Raw genomic sequence first — 18,482 nt, forward strand, 5'->3', positions numbered from 1 at the left:
ACTTTTCCGTTACAATAGCCGGCATTAATGGCTGCTGACATCCCGACCCAGAACGGAATGCCGGCCGGAAAGGAAATGAGGGGAACTGAGATGAAGCAAGAGAAACACGGCGTATTGCTGGTGAACCTGGGCACGCCAGATGCGCCGACCTCGTCGGCGGTCAAACGCTATCTGAAGGAATTCCTCAGTGACGATCGCGTGGTCGACACGGCGCCGCTGATCTGGTGGCCGATCCTCAACGGCGCGATCCTGCCGATCCGTTCGCCGCGCGTGGCGAAGCTCTACCAATCGGTGTGGATGGCAGAAGGCTCACCGCTGCTGGTGTACAGCCGCCGCCAACAGCGGGCGCTGGCGGCGCGCATGCCGAATACGCCGGTGGAGCTGGGCATGAGCTATGGCTCGCCGAGCCTGGCGGAAGCCATCGACAAGCTGCTGGCGCAAGGCGTGACTAACCTGGTGGTGTTGCCGCTCTATCCGCAATATTCCTGCTCCACCAGTGCGGCGGTATGGGATGGCGTAGCGCGGGTGCTGAAAGGCTATCGCCGCTTGCCGTCGGTGGCCTTCATTCGCGATTATGCCGAACACCCGGCCTATATCGCCGCGCTGCAGCAAAGCGTGGAGCGTTCATTCGCCGAACACGGCCAGCCGGATCGGTTGGTGCTGTCATTCCATGGCATCCCCAAACGCTATGCGCGTCTGGGCGACGACTACCCGCAGCGCTGCGAGGATACGCTGCGTGCGCTGAGCGCCACGCTGCCGCTGGCGCCGGAGCGAGTGATGATGACCTACCAGTCGCGCTTCGGCCGCGAGCCGTGGTTGACGCCGTACACCGATGAAACCCTGAAGGGGTTGCCGGCGCAGGGCGTGAAGCACATTCAGCTGATCTGCCCCGGTTTTTCGGCGGACTGCCTGGAAACGCTGGAAGAGATCAAAGAGCAGAACCGCGAGATCTTCCTCAAGGCCGGCGGCGAAAAGTTTGAGTACATCTCTGCGCTGAACGATGAACCGGCGCATATCGATATGATGCAGCAGTTGGTGGCGCAGCGTCTGTAATCATTCATAATCTGTATATTAGGTGCATCATGATCGGGCGGGGATGTGTTAACATTCTCCGCTTGTTAAACCGTCACCACCGCCAATCACATGAAATTTCCTGGTAAACGCAAGTCCAAACACTATTTTCCGGTGAGCGCCCGCGATCCGCTTCTGCAGCAGGCCCAGCCCGAAAGTGAAATCAGCACCTCGTATATCGTCGGCATCGACCAGACGCTGGTGGATATCGAGGCGAAAGTGGACGACGCTTTTGTCCAGCGCTACGGCCTGAGTCTGGGCCACTCTCTGGTGATCGAAGACGACGTCGCCGAGGCGCTGTATCAGGAACTGAACGAAAATAATCTGGTCACCCATCAGTTCGCCGGCGGCACCATCGGCAATACCATGCACAACTATTCGGTGCTGGCGGACGACCGTTCGGTGCTGCTCGGCGTGATGTGCAGCAACGTGAAAATCGGCAGCTACGCCTACCGTTACCTGTGCAATACCTCCAGCCGCACCGATCTTAACTATCTGCAGGGCGTAGACGGCGCCATCGGCCGCTGCTTCACGCTGATCGGTGAAAGCGGCGAGCGCACCTTCGCCATCAACCCCGGCCAGATGAATCAGCTGCGCCCGGAAAGCATTCCGGAAGAGGTGATCGCCGGCGCGTCGGCGCTGGTGTTGAGCTCTTATCTGGTGCGCTGCAAGGAGGGCGAGCCGATGAAGGCCGCCACCCTGCAGGCGATCGAATACGCCAAAAAACACGATGTGCCGGTAGTGCTGACCCTGGGCACCAAGTACGTGATCGCCGACAACCCGCAGTGGTGGCGCGACTTCCTGAAGGAAAACGTGTCGATTCTGGCGATGAACGAAGACGAAGCGCTGGAGCTGACCGGGCTGAGCGATCCGCTCACCGCCTCGGACATGGCGCTGGACTGGGTGGATTTGGTGTTGTGCACTGCCGGGCCGAGTGGCCTGTATATGGCGGGCTATACCGAAGAAGCCAACAAACGCCAGACGCAGCACCCGCTGCTGCCGGGGCATATCGCCGAGTTCAACCGCTACGAGTTCAGCCGCGCCATGCGCCGCGAGCACTGTGAAAATCCGCTGCGCGTTTATTCGCACATCGCGCCGTATATGGGCGGGCCGGAGAGGATCATGAACACCAACGGCGCCGGCGACGGCGCGCTGTCGGCGTTGCTGCACGATATCGCCGCCAACGGCTACCACCGTCACAACGTGCCGAACTCCAGCAAGCATGTGCGCAGTTACCTGACCTATTCCTCATTGGCGCAGGTGTGCAAATATGCCAACCGCGTCAGCTACCAGGTGCTGAACCAGCATTCGCCGCGCCTCACGCGCGGCCTGCCGGAGCGCGAAGACAGCCTGGAAGAGTCCTACTGGGAACGTTAACCCATTGAAAAGAAAAGGTCCGGCATGCCGGACCTTTTTTATGCGCGCGCGGCGCTTCAGATCGGGCAGCCGCCCATTTTTTCTTCTTCGCTCAGGGTATCCAGCTGCAGGATGTTCAGCATGCTGTTGGCGATCTCGCGTTCGCCCATCACCACCTGATTGGCGCCGCGATCGGTGATGTAGGCCACCTCGTCGTCGTAGTGGGCACGGGCGATGATCTCGATGTTCGGCCGCTTGGCGCGCGCCGAGGCGACGATCTCGCCGGCCTCATAGCCGTTTGGGATGGTCAGCAGCAGCCAGCGCGCACAGTCGAGCCGCGCCAGATCCATCACTTCCGGATTGGCGGCGTTGCCCAACACCGTCTTTATGCCCTGCTCGCGCAGCGCTTCCACCCGCGGGCGGGAGTTCTCGATCACCACCAGCGGGATGCCCGCCTCGGCCAGTTTTCCGCCCAGCAGACTGCCGACGCGGCCATAGCCGACCACCAGCGCATGGTTGCACATGTCCACTGGGATCTGCTTCTCTTCTTCCACCGCCTCTTCGAGGATTTGCTCTTCGATGGTTTCGGTCTTGGCCAGATAGCGCTCCAGCAGGGTGAACAACAGCGGGTTGAGCATGATGGACAGGATCGCGCCGGCCAGCACCAGGTTGCGGCCGTGTTCCGACATCATGCCCAACGCGATGCCGAGGCCCGCCAGAATAAAGGCGAACTCGCCGATCTGCGCCAGGCTGGCGGAAATGGTCAGCGCGGTGCGCTTGGAATGGCCGAACATTTTCACCAGCAGGAACGCGGCGGCGGATTTGCCGAACACGATAATCGCCAGCGTCGCCAGCACCGCCAGCGGCTCGTTAATCACGATCATCGGATCGAACAGCATGCCGACCGAGACGAAGAACAGTACCGCGAACGCGTCGCGCAGCGGCAGGGTGTCGTGCGCCGCGCGGTGGCTCAGTTCGGACTCGTTCAGCACCATGCCGGCGAAGAAGGCGCCCAGCGCGAAGGAAACGTCGAACAGCTTCACCGCGCCATAGGCGATGCCGAGCGCCAGCGCCAATACCGCCAGGGTAAACAGCTCGCGTGAGCCGGTGCTGGCGGTTTTCGACAGGATCCACGGCACCAGGCGGCGGCCGACCACGATCATCAGCGCGATGAAGGCGATGACCTTACCGATGGTCAGCGCCAGCTCCATCAGCAGCTGACCGCTGCTGGCGTTGTCGTTGCCCAGCATGTTGCCGAAGGCCGGCAGCAACACCAGCGTCAGCACCATCGCCAAATCTTCGACGATCAGCCAGCCGATGGCGATTTGCCCGCGTTGGCTGTCGATCAGTTGCCGTTCCTCCAACGCGCGCAGCAATACCACGGTACTGGCGGTAGAGAGGCAGAGGCCAAACACCAGACCGGAGATCAGATCCCAGCCGAGCAGCTTGGACAACCCCATGCCGAGCAGCGTGGCGACGGCTATCTGCGCTACGGCGCCGGGAATGGCGATAGATTTTACTGCGAGAAGGTCTTTCAGGGAGAAGTGCAGGCCAACACCGAACATCAACAGGATAACGCCGATTTCCGCCAGTTCCGGCGCCAGTGAGGTATCGGCGACGAAACCGGGGGTGAACGGGCCGGCGAGCACCCCTGCGGCCAGATATCCCACCAAAGGGGAGATGCGCAGGCGGTTCGCCAGCATACCGAGGAGGAAGGCGAGTACTAACCCTCCGACGATGGTGGTGATGAGCGGTGTTGAATTATGCATCCATACTCCTTCTGGCTATGCATCGCGGCACGGGAGAAACGCAACAAAGTTACGAAAAGATACATTTAGTTTATTGCATTTGTTCGCGGCTTGCTTGGCTAATTTGGCCTTTTTTGTAAAAAAGCAGAGGATTTCGCTTAAGGTACGGCAATGAGGGGATTTTGTGCCAGATAAACCAAATAACATTGATTTATCCGTAGGATAAACCCGGATGAATAAATGGTTTCATCCGGGCCGTTCGCGGGGTTATTGCGTTTTATGCTCCATATTGGGCAGTAACGCGGTGATAATGCCGATCAGCGGCAGGAAAGCACAGATTTGGTAGACCAGTTCAATACTGGTCAAATCAGCGACATAACCAAGAACTGCCGCGCCTAATCCGCCCATACCGAAAGCAAAACCGAAGAATAACCCGGAAACCATACCGACTTTTCCGGGGATAAGCTCCTGCGCGTAAACCAGAATGGCGGAGAACGCCGAGGCGAGAATTACCCCGATAATTACCGTCAAAATGCCGGTCCAGTACAGTGATGCATAGGGTAAAACAAGCGTAAATGGCGCCGCACCGAGGATGGAGCCCCAAATAACATATTTACGCCCTATCTTGTCACCGAGAGGCCCGCCGATAATGGTGCCGGCCGCCACCGCAAACAAGAAGGCGAACAGATGAATTTGCGCGTTCTGCACCGAAATGCCGAACTTATGTATCAAATAAAAGGTGTAATAGCTGCTGATGCTGGCCAGATAGAAATATTTAGAGAAAATCAGCGCCAGCAGAATGCCCATCGAGTAGGCGACGGTACGTTTTGGCAGCGGTTTCAGCATTGACGGGCTTTTGGGTTGCCCTTTAGCCACCCGATGCTGATGTTGGTACCATTTGCTGACCTGCAGCAACACCACGATCGCCAGCAGGGCCGCCAGCGAAAACCAGGCGACGTTGCCTTTGCCGTAAGGCGCGATGATCAGCGCGGCCAGCAGCGGGCCAAGCGAGCTGCCGAAGTTGCCGCCGACCTGGAACAGCGACTGCGCCAGACCGTGCCGCCCGCCGGAAGCCATGCGCGCCACGCGCGAGGACTCCGGGTGGAACACCGATGAACCGGTGCCCACCAACGCCGCCGCCAGCAGCACCAGCGGGAAGGTGTTCGCCACCGACAGCAGCAGCAGGCCGGTCAGGGTAAAGCCCATGCCGATCGGCAGAGAATAAGGCTGCGGGTGTTTATCGGTGTAATACCCAATCAGCGGTTGCAGCAGGGAGGCCGTCAGCTGATAGGTCAGGGTGATCATGCCGATCTGCACGAAGCTGAGGTGGAAATCGGCTTGCAGGATCGGGTAAATCGCCAGGATCAGCGACTGGATCATATCGTTGAGCAGGTGAGACACGCTGATGGCGCCGAGGATGGAGAAAGCGGTCCCCTTTACCGTACTGCCCTTGGCGGGCGGCATCGCGCTTTGGCTACTGTCGGTCATATTATTATTAGCCTGATAAGGTGTTGAGCACAGAGATGACATCTTAGGCAGCCCGCTCAGTTTTTACCATATCTGAAATAATCAGACTCACCTCGCAAAAATTTGAAATCAACTGTCATTGATTCGCGCTACAATTTCGCCCTCATCATAAAAGCCATTTAATACACGGAGATCCGCCATGCGTTTTTCGCTGAAGACCACCGCATGCGCGTTGGCCGTTTCCCTGACCTTGCTGTCGGGGGCCGCCAGTGCCTGGGAAAAGGATAAGACCTACGCCATCACCATTCTGCATACCAACGACCATCACGGTCACTTCTGGCAGAACGATCACGGCGAATACGGCCTGGGCGCGCAGAAAACGCTGGTGGACGGTATCCGTCAGGAAGTGGCGGCGCAGGGCGGCAGCCTGCTGCTGCTGTCCGGCGGCGATATCAATACCGGCGTGCCGGAATCGGATCTGCAGGACGCCGAGCCGGACTTCCGCGGCATGAACCTGGTGGGTTACGACGCGATGGCGATCGGCAACCACGAATTCGACAACCCGCTGAGCGTGCTGCGCCAGCAGGAGAAATGGGCGACCTTCCCGCTGCTCTCCGCCAACATCTACCAGAAAAGCACCGGCCAGCGGCTGTTCAAGCCTTACGCCTTGTTCGACAAGCAGGGCATCAAGATTGCGGTCATTGGCCTGACGACCGACGACACGGCCAAAATGGGCAACCCGGAGTACTTTACCGACATTGAATTCCGCGTGCCGGCGCCGGAAGCGAAGCGGGTGGTGGAGCAATTGCGCCAGGACGAGAAGCCGGACGTGATCATCGCCGCCACCCACATGGGGCACTACGATAACGGCCAGCACGGTTCCAACGCGCCGGGCGATGTGGAGATGGCGCGCAGCCTGCCGGCCGGGTATCTCGATATGATCGTCGGCGGCCACTCGCAGGATCCGGTGTGCATGGCCAGCGACAACCGTAAACAGGTGGATTACGTGCCGGGCACGCCATGCGCGCCGGATCGCCAGAACGGCACCTGGATTGTGCAGGCGCACGAATGGGGCAAATACGTGGGTCGCGCCGATTTTGAATTCCGCAACGGTGAGCTGAAGCTGGTGCATTATCAGCTGATCCCGGTGAACCTGAAGAAAAAGGTGGAGAAGGCGGACGGCACCAGCGAGCGGGTGTACTACACCCAGCAGATCGCCGAAGATCCGACCATGATGAAATTACTGACGCCGTTCCAGGAGAAGGGCAAAGAACAGCTGAGCGTGAAAATCGGCAGCGTTAACGGCAAGCTGGAGGGCGATCGCAGCAAAGTGCGCTTCGTGCAGACCAACCTGGCGCGGGTGATGCTGGCCGCGCAGATGGAGCGCGCCGATGCCGATTTCGCCGTGATGAGCGGCGGCGGGGTGCGTGATTCCATTGAGAGCGGCGATATCACTTACAAGAACGTGCTCAAGGTCCAGCCGTTCGGCAACACCCTGGTGCATGTCGATATGAAAGGCAGCGAGATTGAGCAGTACCTGGCGGTAGTGGCCAACATGCAGCCGGATTCCGGCGCCTACGCCCAGTTCGCCAACGTCAGCCTGGTCGCGGACGGCAAGGGCGTCAGCGAAGTGAAGATCAACGGCCAGCCGCTGCAGGCGGATAAAACCTACCGCATGGCGACGCTGAACTTCAACGCGCTGGGCGGTGACGGCTATCCGAAGCTGGATGGGCTGCCGAGCTACGTCAACACCGGCTTTATCGACGCCGAGGTGCTGAAGCAGTACATCGAGAAACACTCGCCGCTGGATGCGGCAGCCTATGAGCCAAAGGGCGAGATCGTGTATCAATAACGGCGTATCGACGCGGCGCTTCCCACGGCAAACGGGAAGCGCCGTTCGCCACGCTCCGCATCAAACCTTCTCACCGATTTATTTTCTTCTCTCCATATACGCCCTCGGCGGGCAGCCCACCCTATTCTTGAAGAAAGTGGCGAAGGCGCTATCGCTGGAAAACGCCAGCCGGCTGGCGACGTCGGATTGACTCAGCCCTGCGGCCAGCATCTCGATAGCCTTGATCAATCGCCATTGCTGGCGCCACTGCTGGTAACCGAGGCCGGTTTCACGGCGGAAGATCCGGCTGATGGTTTTCTCTGAAGCGCCGCTATAGCGCGCCAGCTGATGCAACGGCGGAAGCATGTCCCGATCGGCGAGGTGGCGCAGGCGCCGGTCGCAAGGCAGCGGCAGCAACGTCAACTCGCGCGGCGCGGCGGCGATTTCATCCAGACAGACCGCCAGAATATTGGCGTAGGGCCCATGTTGCCAGTCGGTGTCGAAGGCGGCGAACGCGATGCGTTCCAACACCTCGCGCAGCAGCGGTGAGGCTGTCAGTACGGCAAGCTGTGCGGGCAGGCAGGGGTAGCGACCGGCGTCGAGATAAAGCGAACGGTAACCGACCACGCCATTGACCTGAACGCGATGCGCCACCCGCGGCGGGATCCAGGCCACTCTGCCCGGCGGCAGCATGCAGATGCTTTGGTTGAGCGTGATGCGCATGCTGCCTTGCTGGCAAAACAGCAACTGCCCCTTCTCATGCCAATGCGTGCCCGAGTCGTGCTGCGCCAGTTCGGCGGCGATCCCGAGCACGCTATTGTCGAGCGCATCCGGATTAAAGCTGTCCTGCGCCTGAAGCCACGCCATAGGATGTCCGATTTTGTAAATTTATTGTCTTTTATATTGTAATCGTCGCCGGGGAGCAGATGCTACCTTGTGCAGCTTATTCTTGGCTGCGGGATCTGTTATGCAACGTAAACTGACGCTGACCTTGGCGACGTCGATGATGATGTTTCCCCTGGTGGTGGAGACCATCTACAGCCCGGCATTGACGCACATTGCTCACGGTTTCCGGGTAAGTGCGGAGATGGCGGCGCAAACGCTCTCTTGTTACTTTTTCGCCTTTGCGCTCGGCGTGGTGGTATGGGGACGGATGTGCGACGTCATCGGACGCCGTCCCGCCATTTTGGCCGGGCTGATGCTCTATCTGCTGGCTTCGATCGTCGCGCTGTTCAGCGGCAGTTTCAGCGTGCTGCTGGCGGCGCGGGGGCTGGCCGCCTTTGGCGCGGCGGTCGGTTCGGTCGGGACGCAAACGGCGATTCGCGATCGCTTCGACGGTTATGAGTTGGCGCGGGTGTTCTCGGTGATGGGGATCGCCATGGCGATCGGCCCAGCGGTTGGCGTGTTGAGCGGCGCCGTGCTGACTCACTATTGGGGTTATCAAGGCGTGTTTGGCGGTTTGGCGCTGCTGGCGGCGCTGTTGCTGGGCTATGCCGGTTGGCAACTGCCGGAAACGCGTCCGCAACAGGTGGTGAAGAATTCATTTTTCGGCACGCTGGGGCGGATGATCAAGGACGGGGATGTTTGGCTCAGTGCGCTGTTGGTGGCGTTGTTCAATATTTGCATGTTCAGCTATTACCAGCTGGCACCATTCCACTTCTCGGCGTTGGCACTGCCGGCGCAGTGGTTCGGTTATACCGGTTTGGTGTTGGCGGCCGGGGTCGGTATCGGCGCGACGATCAACAAGCTTTTGATCGGCAAGCACTGGCTGTTCCCCGCGCTGTTGATGCTGGCCTGCGCGCTGTCGCTGACCGGCGGCTTGCTGGTACTGCTGCTGGAAGGGACCTTGTGGTTCGTTCTGCCGATGATGCTGGTGGTGATGGCGTACGGCATCGCCATTCCCAATATTCTGGCGCGCGCGTTGCGCCATTATAAAGACTGCATGGGCACCGCCGGCGCCATCCTTGGCCTGATGTATTATCTGATGCTGGGCGGTGGCCTGGTGCTGGCCGGGTTGTCGCAGCACTTGGGCGCCGTGCTGTCGCTCTGCAGCCTTGGCGCGCTGCTGTTGGCGTGGCGAGTGGCGTACAGCGAGCGTCGTCTGGTGTTGCCGAGCGTATCTGAGCGATAAGCACGTCGGACATTCTCGCCACCGCCGCCTTCCAATGATAGCCTGAGCGACAATTTGGTTTTGATAACGCAAACAGGAAGATGACATGTTGAAAACCGCAGGCTGGCTGCTGCCCGCCATCGTGGCGCTGGCGGGGTGTTCGTCATCCGGCGAACGCCATGGACAAAACCTCGGCCAGGCGCTGGCGGCCATCGGCCAGGACAAGGCGTTGGTCGGGGCGTCGAGTGGCGTGATGGTGCGCGACGTCGATAGCGGCAAGGTGCTGTATCAGGCGCACGCGGATCAGCGTCTGGCGCCGGCGTCCAACATGAAGATGTTCACCTCTCTGGCGGCGTTCGGCGTGCTGGGCGCCGATTACCGCTTTGAAACCCGGCTGCTGACCAACGGCAAACAGCGCGGCGATACGTTGCACGGGGATCTCTATCTGCAGGGCAGCGGTGATCCTACGCTGCACCCGGACGATCTCGATACCTTCGCCGCCACCTTGGCGCAGCGCGGCATTCGTCATATCCAGGGGCGGCTGATCCTGGACGCCAGCGCCTTTGATCAGACACCATTCGGCCCCGGCTGGAGCTGGGACGATGAACCCTTTGCCTTCGCCGCGCCGATTTCGGCGCTGAACTACGCCTTTACCCCCGGCGGCGATATCAACGTGGTACAGGTGGAGGTGCGGCCGGGCGCCCGCGCCGGTGCGCCGGGGCAGGTGAGCTTCTATCCCGCCAATGACGCGGTGACGCTGGTCAATCGCACCACCACCGGCGGTGATACCGCGCTGACGTTCGATCGCCAGCCTGGCGGCAACCGGATCGTGGTCAGCGGCACCATCGCCGCGCAGGCGGAGGCCAGCTCGCGATTGATCACCGTCGATCAACCGGCCATCGTCGTCGGTGCCTTGTTGCAAAATGCCCTGCGCGCGCACGGCATCACCCTGCGCGGCGCCGCTGAAGAGGGCGTGACGCCGGCCGAGGCACGGTTGCTGGCCGAAAAAACCTCGCCGCCGCTTTCCCGTCTGGTCGTCACCTTCCTGAAAGTGTCCAACAACGGCTACGGCGAGATATTGACCAAAGCGATGGGCCGCAAGACGCAGGGTAAAGGGGATTGGGCCGCCGGCCTGCAGGCGATAAGCCGGTTTGTGCAAAGCCAGGGCATCGCGGCCGACACGTATCGTCAGGTGGACGGTTCCGGGCTGTCGCGCATGAACCAGATCACGCCGCAGCAGCTGACGACGCTGTTGCTGGCGGCCAGAAAACAGCCGTGGTTCGCCGATTGGTATCACGCCTTGCCCGTCGCGGGCGAGCCGGGGTTGCTGGTGGGTGGCACGCTGCGAAGCCGCATGGTGAAAAGCCCGGCGGCGGGGCGCGCCCACGCCAAGAGCGGTTCCATGACCGGGGTATCGTCGCTCAGCGGCTATGTCGACTCGGCGACCGGGCGGCCGCTGGCGTTCGCCATCATCAGCAACAACTATCTGGTGCCCGGCGCGCAGGTGAAGGCGCTGGAGGACCGCCTGGTGGAGACGCTGGCGGCCTGTGACGCCACGGTGGTGTGCCGCTAGGAGTGCGGCGTCAGTCGCGTTTGGCGATGTCGGCGAAGCTGCCGGCCAGCAGGCGGCACAGATCGGCGGCGGCCAGCTCGATGTCCAGCCCGCGTTTGCCGCCGGAAACGTAGATGGTGGCGAACGCCTGCGCCGGGCTGTCGATCACCGTCGGCAGCCGTTTTTTCTGCCCTAATGGGCTGATGCCGCCGACCAGATAACCGGTAACGCGCTGCGCCAGCTGCGGATCGGCCATTTCGGCTTTTTTGGCGCCGAGGGCGCGGGCGACCTTTTTCAGATCCAGCTGGGTGGCGACCGGCGTGACCGCCACCGCCAGGTGTTTGGCGTCGCCGTTCAGCGCCACCAGCAGCGTTTTGTAAACCCGATCGGCATCCAGCCCCAGCTTTTTCACCGCTTCGTCGCCGAAGTTGGTTTCGTCGCTGTCGTGGTGGTACGGATGAAGGGTAAAGGCGACCTTTTGTTTCTCAAGCAGAACGACTGCGGGCGTCATGATATGTTGTCCAAAATGTCCCCAGCGGGGAAAGGGTGATAATCAGCTTTAAAAATACAAAAATCCAACCTGCCCGGCAACCTGAGCGGCTGTTACATAAAGCGGGTTGCCAAGATATTCACCGGGTTGCTACCCTGTTTACTGTAACCGTTAACACGGTTGCTATGCGTATAACTAGAATACAAGAAATTCCTCTTTGACTGGCCAATAGCGATATTGGCCTCTTTTTTAACCCTGCGGCTGCAGCATCGCCGGCAGGTTATCCTCGCCATACAGGTGCAACGCGCCGACCGCCACCACATAGTCACCGGCCGGCAGCGCCTCCAGCTGACGCCGCCAGTCGCGATTGCGCTGATGCATCAGCACGTCGTACAGCCCGGCGCTGAAGGTGGCGGGCAGGGTGTCCAGCGCGCCGCGCGGTTTGGCGTTCAGCCACCAGCTCACCATGGTTTGCAGCAGCCGCGCGTTGGTATGCCAGTGCTCCAGGGTATCGCGCAGCAGCGCGATGCCGCCTTCCGGCAATTGTTCCAGCATCGCCAGCTGCTGCTGCGCTCCTTCCAGTTCGATCACCGGTTTGGCCTGTGCCCGGGCGGCCTGCAGCAGCTGATAGTCCACGCCATATTCCGCGCGCAGCCCCAAACGCTGGGCCTGGCGCGCCTGCATCATCAGCGCCACCTGCCAGCCGGGTAGAGTGGTGAAGGTGTGCGGGTCGGCGCCCAGCTCATGGCACAGCGCCAACAACTGTTGATATTCTTCGGCGGACAGGCGCTGTTCCAGCTCCGGCTGCAGTTCGGCGTGGTCGAAGGGCGAGGCGGCGCCGGTGATATCGGCTTCGACGATCAGCGCGTCGGCCTGTTGCAGCCGGGCGGCCAACCGCGCCGGCAACGGCGACATATCGACGGTACCCATATGGATGCTGCCTACCAGATGCAGCCGACGATCGCCCGGCAGGGTGATGTCCAGCGCCGGATAAGCGTAACTCTGGGGCGAGATCAGGCCGAGAAAGGCGGCGAGGCGGCGTAACAATTGACCCATACGGCGTGGCTCCTGAATAACGGGTGCGCGTTTTGCGTGAAAGGCGAGGGAAATCGCCATTCATGCTAAACGCTATCCGCCGCGCAGGAAAGCCCGGAAAACAGCGGGGCGCCATGACGGCGCCCCGGCGATCACTTCCTGGGTTTAAAACGCAGCAGCCGGTTGGCGTTGCTGACCACGGTAATGGACGACAGCGCCATCGCCGCGCCCGCCACCACCGGGCTGAGCAGCGTGCCGGTCAGCGGGTAGAGCACGCCGGCGGCGATCGGAATGCCCAGCGTATTGTAGATAAAGGCGCCGAACAGGTTCTGCTTCATGTTGCGCAGCGTGGCCTTCGACAGCTCCACCGCATCCGCCACGCCGTGCAGGCTGTGGCGCATCAGGGTGATGGCGGCGGTCTCGATGGCGATATCGCTGCCGCCGCCCATCGCGATGCCCACGTCGGCCTGCGCCAGCGCCGGGGCGTCGTTGATGCCGTCGCCGACCATCGCCACGCGTTGGTCCTGTGCCTGCAGCTGCTTGATCGCTGCCGCTTTGCCGTCCGGCAGCACCCCGGCAATCACCCGATCGATACCGGCCTCTTTGGCGATGGCGTTGGCGGTCACCGGGTTGTCGCCGGTCAGCATTACCAACTGATACCCCTGCTGGTGCAGGCGCTGCAGCGCCGCAACGCTGTCCTCGCGCAGCGGATCGCGAATGGCGAACAGCGCGGCCGGTTGCCCGTTAACGGCCAGCAGCACCGGCGTCACGCCGCGCTCGGCCTGGGCGCGCATCGGCGCTTCCAGTTCGGCGGTCGCAACCTGATGCTGCTCCAGCAGCGCGGCATTGCCCAGCAGCACCTGCACGCCGTCGATCTCTCCGCTGACGCCGGCGCCGCGCAGGGTGCGGAACTGCGCGACCTGCGGCAACGTTTGCCCGGCGGCGCGTTCCATGATGGCGCGCGCCAGCGGGTGGTTGGAGCCTTGTTCCAGCGCGGCGGCCCAGCCGATCGCCTGCTGTTCGCTGACCTGATTGAAGGTCAGGATCTCCACCACCTGTGGTTTCCCTTCGGTCAGGGTGCCGGTTTTGTCGAATACCAGGGTGTCCAACTGGCTGGCTTGCTGCAGGGCGTCGGCGTCGCGCACCAGCACGCCGAACTCCGCCGCGCGGCCGACGCCGGAGATGATCGACATCGGCGTCGCCAGGCCCAGGGCGCACGGACAGGCGATGATCAGTACCGTGGTGGCGATCACCAGCGTATAGACCAGCTGCGGCTGCGGGCCAAAGAAGTACCATATCGCTGCGCTGAACAGGGCGATCGCCACTACCGCCGGCACGAACACCGCCGAGACGCGGTCAGCCAGCTGGCCAATCGCCGGTTTGCTGCTCTGCGCCTGACGCACCAGTTTGATGATGCGCGCGAGCGTGGTTTGGCTGCCGATGGCGGCGGCGCGGAACAGCACGCTGCCGTCGTCGACCACCGTCCCGGCATGCACCGTGTCGCCGGCGCCTTTCTGCTGCGGCACCGCTTCGCCGGTCAGCATCGCTTCATCAAGCCAGACTTCACCCTGTACGATTTCGCCGTCGACCGGCACACGATCGCCGGTAGTCAGCCGCAGCGTCATGCCGAGCTGCACCTCCGCCAGCGGGATATCGCGTTCGCCGTCGTCAGTCACCAGCCGGGCGGTGGGCGGCGTTAGATCCAACAGGCGCTCCAGCGCCTGCGAAGAACGCTGGCGAGCGCGCTGCTCCAGCGCATGGCCGAGGTTGATCAAACCGATGATCATCGCGCTGGCCTCGTAATAGAGGTGGCGCGCTTCCATCGGGAAGAAATCGGGCCAAATGTTGACGGCGATCGAGTAGAGCCAGGCTGCGCCGGTGCCGAGCGCCACCAGAGTATCCATGGTGGCGCTGCCGTTCATCAGCGCGCGCCAGGCGTTGCGGTAGAAGTGCCCGCCGGCGAATACCATCACCGCCAGGGTGATGACGCCGACCAGCAGCCAGGGGCGCTGGGTTTCCGGCGTCAGCGTCATGCTGCCGCCGAACAGCCCCCAGGCCATCAGCGGGATCCCCAGCGCCAGACCGAGCGCCGCCTGCCAGCTAAAGCGCTTCATGTTGGCGCGAGCGGTCTGCTGTTGCCGTTCGCGACGTTCGGTTTCGTCCTGGATCATCTCGGCGCCGTAGCCGGCTTTTTCCACCGCTGCCACCAGCGCCTGCGCATCGGCGGCGCCGGTCACCAGCGCGCTGCGCTCCGCCAGATTGACGCGGGCGTGCTCCACGCCGGGGACGCTTTGCAGGGCCTGCTGCACTTTATTGACGCAGCTGGCGCAGGTCATGCCGCTGAGCAGCAGCTGTACGCTGTCGTCCGCGCTGTCGGTTGCCGGAAGGGAAGGTTGCGCCGCTGGCTGAACGTCCGGCAACGAAGGTGTTGCGTCAGTCAACGGCTCAGTTTTTGGGACGACGGCGCCCGCCACGCTGGCGTGATAACCGGCGTGTTCTACTGCGGCGATCAGCGCCTGCGGATCGGCATCGCCGTACACTTTCGCGCTGTCGATCTCGACGTCGGCGGCGAACACGCCCGGTACCGCTTCCAGCGCCTTGCGGGTGCTGCCGACGCAGTGCATGCAGCTCAAGCCGCTCAGCTGCAGTTCGGTATCGGCGTGCGGCGCGACTTCGGCCTGATAACCGGCGGCGATCACGCTGTCGATCAATGCGCTGTCCGGCGCTTCGCCGGTCACTTTGGCGTATTGGACGTTAACCTCGGCCTGTTCGACATCGCTGCGGCTTTCCAGGGCTTTTTTCACCCGCTGCGCGCAGTTCATGCAGGACAACCCCTGTAATGCCAGCATAGTGGTGTGTGACATGATTGGACTCCTTGCTTAAGGGCGGTGTTTAAAGGTTGACCGCCTGACCTGTTTTCACTAAGAAGGGAGCTTAAACCTTCCAGCAAGGGTAAGGTCAAGGCGGTTTTTACTTGCGCGGGCGTGGCGGTCGTTTTGTGTTGTATAACAAGGTGTTTTATCGGCGGCAGCGCGGTCGGCTTGCCCGAACCGCGCTGCCGCGTTGGGGTTACAGCACGAAAGGAATGAAACATTTAACCTGACGTTTATAGTTGCGCCAAACCTCGCCGTAGCGCTTCTCGGCCATTTTCTCGCTTTTGGGAATGGCGTCGGCGAAATACTGCGCCAGGTTAGTCAGCGGTGCGATCAGGCCAAACAGGTTGCCGGCAAGCAGCCCGAAGCTGACGAAAATAAGAAAGTCGCCGAAATAATTCGGATGGCGCGCCAACCCCCAAAAGCCACTGTTCAGCAGCCGGCCTTTATTGTTCGGATCCTGTTTGAAGCGCCGTTTTTGATAATCGCTGCCGAAGTGGAACAGCGTGCCTATCAGGTAGACCCCAATGGCCAGCCATTGCAGCGCGCCCCACGGCCCCTGCAGTCGGCTGGCCCAGTAGAAGGGCAGGCAGTACAGGCCGCCGAAGATCATGACCATCATCACCGCCAGCCATGGCACCTGCTGCGTGGGCATCACGTCCTTGAGTTTGGCCGCGGCGGTGTTGCCGTACCAACGTGTCAGCACGATGTTCATGCGCAGCAGGTACAGGCCGACCATGACAAGGATCAGGGCTTTGTGGCTCAGATCGCCCTCGCCGAAATAGCAATAGACCAGGGTAACCGGCCCCATGGCGTTGAACCCCCACAGAAACATCGGGCGAGTGTCCTGAGCGCCGCGGCTGGTAATAAACGCCAGCAGGGCAAGGATCAACAAAACAGCGGCCAAAGCAATCCATACGTTCATTGTGTTCTCCTCAGCGGATTAAGGGGAATCGTTCCCCGGGGGCGCGCATTCGCCGGATGGCGGCGCGGTCAAAATGCTTTGCCAGCTGCGTCTGGGTGCTGCGCTGCCCCATTGTTGCAGGTGGCCGAAGCGGGCAAAAAATACCGGGGGAGCACTGAGCGCCAGGGCTGCTGCGAGCTCGCGACGCGCCTCGGCGTGTTGCACCAGAACGCTGATCGGATGCAATCCCCAACCCCAGTGTTGCAGCGTGAGCCACAGACGTCCAAGCCGCATGCCGGTGGCGAACAGGTGCTCGGCACTTTCGTCGTTCAGACACAGCGCCAGGTATTGCGGGCCTTCCGCGACGCGTTGCGCCAGCCCTTGCGCCATATAAGCCGGCAAGCGCAGCCCGGTCGCCAGCCGGCTTAAGCGAGGATGAAACGCCACTTGGAAGAAGCGCTTGAATGCTGGGGATACCGGGCCAAACAGGTGGTGCAGGTGAAAACCGTCGTCGGTAGGCTGCCGTTCGTTGAAGCGGATGTATTGATAGGTTTCGCGCCAGGCTTGGCGATCCGAGAAATCGAGCGCGGCGTGACGAGCGGTGAGCTGCGCGACCCGACGGCGAGCGCGTTCGTCACCTGCGATACTGAGCGAACTCGCCGTTCCGTCGAACAAGGTCTGCAGCTGCATCCGTTGCGCTTCATTGATTGGCGTAGGCTGATAGGCCGCCCGTGCGGTATGCCGCTCGCCGATCAGCTGCGCCAATTGGCGATGGGTGGCTCGATCGGGCGCGGCAGGCGCGGCGGGGGCAAAGCTCAGTAAATGCGTGGGGCCATGCTCCCAACGCCAGGCGAGAGGCGAGCCTGCACAGTAGAGCAGCGCGCTGAGGTACTCGAAGAAAATCCCGCAGCTCATCAGCATCTCGCGTTCCAGCGAAGGCAGGCTCTGCAAGGCGCGACGGCGGTCGATAGCCAATCGGCCACATCGGGCGTCGGCGTCATAGTGGAGAGACCAGGGTTGGCAGTTGTGTGAAGAGGGCGCCTGCCGCGCGATGTCCACGGCCTGTTGCAGCGCCGCGGCGAAAAGGTCTTGGGTCATGATAAGGCTCCGAAAGCGGAAGGGGCGGGCAGGGAAAATACGGTAACGTTCGCTCTGAACGACATGCTTTCCTCCGCAGGAAAGCAGAGTGCGCATGCCCAGTCCAGGCTGCGCCACAGCCAGAAGCGTCTGCTCGCCAAACTGCCGTCGGCGCTTGAGACCAACCCGGTGTGCCAGTCGATGCCGATCGTCCGCAATTCGTAGGGCAGGCCGCGGCCGTGGCTTTTTAAAAATGCTTCGCGAATGGCCCAGACGGCGCAGGCCTGTATGCGTCCCAATCGCTGCTCCGCCTCGCCAAAGGCCCAGCGCAGCGCCGCGCCGGAGAAGGGGCGATAATGCTGCAGATCGATGCCGAGCGGGATATCGCCGGTGGCGCTGGCGTACCAGGCATGCGAATGGCTGAGAGAAACGTGGCGGCGTCCCAGCAGGAGGTGTTCGCCGAACGGTTGTCCACTCGCCTCATGGCGCAGCGTAAAGCCGGTCGCGTCCCGCCGGCACCATGTCCGGTTCAGCAGCGCGACGGCCTGCGCCCGCGCGTGTTTTTTCACCGCCGACAGATGCCGCAATCCCCGAACGGCGGCGCAGCGGTGGGGGCCGCCCAACGCGATGACGATACGCGGCGCCACGCTAAGCTCGATAACCATCGGCGATGCGTTCTCCGCTGATTTCGTCAACGACTTCCGCCAACTGATTAAAGCGTTCAACCAGGCTTTGAAACAGCGGGGTTTGCATCTCGCGCTCGAACATTTTCAGCGAGTTCAGCTGAATGATTTCGATAAAGTGAAACGGCGCCTCCGCCGAAGGGCTGACTTCGATGACATCGAAGGCGCGTACCGCGTCGAGGTGGCGGCAAGCCTGGTAATCGGTCGTCTCCACCCAGTCGCGAAACGCGGCGCGGTGGGCGATGTCTTTTAGCCGAATCTTATGGACGATAATGTGCATCTGGG

General features: G+C 61.7%; 15 protein-coding genes. 5 read left to right on the forward strand and 10 right to left on the reverse strand.

Annotated elements, in window-relative coordinates:
- Positions 1-90 precede the first annotated feature (90 nt).
- Together hemH and GKN89_RS19635 are read left to right on the forward strand one after the other, a co-directional pair.
- Positions 91-1,053, forward strand: coding sequence for a ferrochelatase (gene hemH, locus GKN89_RS19630; protein WP_019454160.1), 963 nt, complete (start codon positions 91-93; stop codon positions 1,051-1,053).
- Between the two features lie 90 nt (positions 1,054-1,143).
- Positions 1,144-2,448, forward strand: coding sequence for an inosine/guanosine kinase (locus tag GKN89_RS19635; protein ID WP_019454159.1), 1,305 nt, complete (start codon positions 1,144-1,146; stop codon positions 2,446-2,448).
- Positions 2,449-2,504: 56 nt separating this feature from the next.
- Here GKN89_RS19635 and ybaL read toward each other — a convergent pair whose 3' ends face one another.
- Positions 2,505-4,196, reverse strand: a complete 1,692-nt coding sequence (ybaL, locus tag GKN89_RS19640; protein ID WP_025160055.1) for a YbaL family putative K(+) efflux transporter — start codon at positions 4,194-4,196, stop codon at positions 2,505-2,507.
- Between the two features lie 246 nt (positions 4,197-4,442).
- Positions 4,443-5,663 carry an MFS transporter gene (locus GKN89_RS19645; RefSeq protein ID WP_154747595.1) on the reverse strand — a complete coding sequence of 407 codons (1,221 nt, stop codon included), beginning with the start codon at positions 5,661-5,663 and terminating at the stop codon, positions 4,443-4,445.
- A gap of 178 nt (positions 5,664-5,841) precedes the next feature.
- Between GKN89_RS19645 and ushA the strand changes: the two genes are divergently transcribed.
- Positions 5,842-7,494, forward strand: a complete 1,653-nt coding sequence (gene ushA / locus GKN89_RS19650; RefSeq protein ID WP_154747596.1) for a bifunctional UDP-sugar hydrolase/5'-nucleotidase UshA — start codon at positions 5,842-5,844, stop codon at positions 7,492-7,494.
- Positions 7,495-7,572: 78 nt separating this feature from the next.
- On the opposite strand, the gene GKN89_RS19655 is transcribed toward ushA, so the two are convergent.
- Positions 7,573-8,340: a helix-turn-helix domain-containing protein gene (locus tag GKN89_RS19655; RefSeq protein ID WP_154747597.1), complete on the reverse strand. Its 768-nt coding sequence runs from the start codon at positions 8,338-8,340 to the stop codon at positions 7,573-7,575.
- Between the two features lie 100 nt (positions 8,341-8,440).
- On the opposite strand from GKN89_RS19655, the gene GKN89_RS19660 reads away from it, so the two are divergent.
- Both GKN89_RS19660 and dacB read left to right on the forward strand, forming a co-directional pair.
- A complete protein-coding gene (locus GKN89_RS19660; protein ID WP_154747598.1) occupies positions 8,441-9,604 on the forward strand; it encodes an MFS transporter in 1,164 nt (387 codons plus the stop codon).
- Positions 9,605-9,689: 85 nt separating this feature from the next.
- On the forward strand, positions 9,690-11,156 hold the full coding sequence (gene dacB, locus GKN89_RS19665; protein ID WP_154747599.1) for a D-alanyl-D-alanine carboxypeptidase/D-alanyl-D-alanine-endopeptidase: 1,467 nt from the start codon (positions 9,690-9,692) through the stop codon (positions 11,154-11,156).
- Positions 11,157-11,166: 10 nt separating this feature from the next.
- Here the strand turns inward: dacB and ybaK are convergent, their stop codons facing one another.
- The 7 genes from ybaK to GKN89_RS19700 form a co-directional block, all read right to left on the reverse strand.
- A complete protein-coding gene (ybaK, locus tag GKN89_RS19670; protein WP_019454152.1) occupies positions 11,167-11,646 on the reverse strand; it encodes a Cys-tRNA(Pro)/Cys-tRNA(Cys) deacylase YbaK in 480 nt (159 codons plus the stop codon).
- 228 nt (positions 11,647-11,874) lie between these two features.
- Entirely contained in the window at positions 11,875-12,681 is an 807-nt protein-coding gene (locus tag GKN89_RS19675; RefSeq protein ID WP_063918857.1) for a TraB/GumN family protein, read from the reverse strand.
- A gap of 131 nt (positions 12,682-12,812) precedes the next feature.
- Positions 12,813-15,524, reverse strand: coding sequence for a copper-exporting P-type ATPase CopA (copA, locus tag GKN89_RS19680; protein WP_154747600.1), 2,712 nt, complete (start codon positions 15,522-15,524; stop codon positions 12,813-12,815).
- A gap of 205 nt (positions 15,525-15,729) precedes the next feature.
- Positions 15,730-16,458, reverse strand: coding sequence for a DUF1295 domain-containing protein (locus tag GKN89_RS19685; protein ID WP_019454149.1), 729 nt, complete (start codon positions 16,456-16,458; stop codon positions 15,730-15,732).
- Between the two features lie 18 nt (positions 16,459-16,476).
- Complete coding sequence (locus GKN89_RS19690; RefSeq protein WP_154747601.1) at positions 16,477-17,535, reverse strand: prodigiosin biosynthesis protein PigM; 1,059 nt, start codon at positions 17,533-17,535, stop codon at positions 16,477-16,479.
- Positions 17,532-18,179: a 4'-phosphopantetheinyl transferase superfamily protein gene (locus GKN89_RS19695; RefSeq protein WP_019454147.1), complete on the reverse strand. Its 648-nt coding sequence runs from the start codon at positions 18,177-18,179 to the stop codon at positions 17,532-17,534. Before GKN89_RS19695 ends, GKN89_RS19690 begins: the two co-directional genes overlap by 4 nt.
- Positions 18,163-18,477 (reverse strand): RedY-like protein, encoded by a 315-nt coding sequence (locus GKN89_RS19700; protein WP_004940233.1) that lies wholly within the window; start codon positions 18,475-18,477, stop codon positions 18,163-18,165. Before GKN89_RS19700 ends, GKN89_RS19695 begins: the two co-directional genes overlap by 17 nt.
- Between the last annotated feature and the right edge of the window lie 5 nt (positions 18,478-18,482).

It is taken from the genome of Serratia sp. YC16 (genome assembly GCF_009707615.1).
Lineage (GTDB): Bacteria > Pseudomonadota > Gammaproteobacteria > Enterobacterales > Enterobacteriaceae > Serratia > Serratia surfactantfaciens.

What these genes read in the sequence shown, in the direction of transcription:
- hemH (WP_019454160.1), top strand. Translation starts at nt 91, where the DNA reads ATGAAGCAAGAGAAACACGGCGTATTGCTGGTGAACCTGGGCACGCCA.
- GKN89_RS19695 (WP_019454147.1), bottom strand. Translation starts at nt 18,179, where the DNA reads ATGGTTATCGAGCTTAGCGTGGCGCCGCGTATCGTCATCGCGTTGGGC.
- ybaL (WP_025160055.1), bottom strand. Translation starts at nt 4,196, where the DNA reads ATGCATAATTCAACACCGCTCATCACCACCATCGTCGGAGGGTTAGTA.
- dacB (WP_154747599.1), top strand. Translation starts at nt 9,690, where the DNA reads ATGTTGAAAACCGCAGGCTGGCTGCTGCCCGCCATCGTGGCGCTGGCG.
- GKN89_RS19660 (WP_154747598.1), top strand. Translation starts at nt 8,441, where the DNA reads ATGCAACGTAAACTGACGCTGACCTTGGCGACGTCGATGATGATGTTT.
- GKN89_RS19635 (WP_019454159.1), top strand. Translation starts at nt 1,144, where the DNA reads ATGAAATTTCCTGGTAAACGCAAGTCCAAACACTATTTTCCGGTGAGC.
- GKN89_RS19690 (WP_154747601.1), bottom strand. Translation starts at nt 17,535, where the DNA reads ATGACCCAAGACCTTTTCGCCGCGGCGCTGCAACAGGCCGTGGACATC.
- GKN89_RS19685 (WP_019454149.1), bottom strand. Translation starts at nt 16,458, where the DNA reads ATGAACGTATGGATTGCTTTGGCCGCTGTTTTGTTGATCCTTGCCCTG.
- GKN89_RS19655 (WP_154747597.1), bottom strand. Translation starts at nt 8,340, where the DNA reads ATGGCGTGGCTTCAGGCGCAGGACAGCTTTAATCCGGATGCGCTCGAC.
- copA (WP_154747600.1), bottom strand. Translation starts at nt 15,524, where the DNA reads ATGTCACACACCACTATGCTGGCATTACAGGGGTTGTCCTGCATGAAC.
- GKN89_RS19675 (WP_063918857.1), bottom strand. Translation starts at nt 12,681, where the DNA reads ATGGGTCAATTGTTACGCCGCCTCGCCGCCTTTCTCGGCCTGATCTCG.
- GKN89_RS19700 (WP_004940233.1), bottom strand. Translation starts at nt 18,477, where the DNA reads ATGCACATTATCGTCCATAAGATTCGGCTAAAAGACATCGCCCACCGC.
- GKN89_RS19645 (WP_154747595.1), bottom strand. Translation starts at nt 5,663, where the DNA reads ATGACCGACAGTAGCCAAAGCGCGATGCCGCCCGCCAAGGGCAGTACG.
- ushA (WP_154747596.1), top strand. Translation starts at nt 5,842, where the DNA reads ATGCGTTTTTCGCTGAAGACCACCGCATGCGCGTTGGCCGTTTCCCTG.
- ybaK (WP_019454152.1), bottom strand. Translation starts at nt 11,646, where the DNA reads ATGACGCCCGCAGTCGTTCTGCTTGAGAAACAAAAGGTCGCCTTTACC.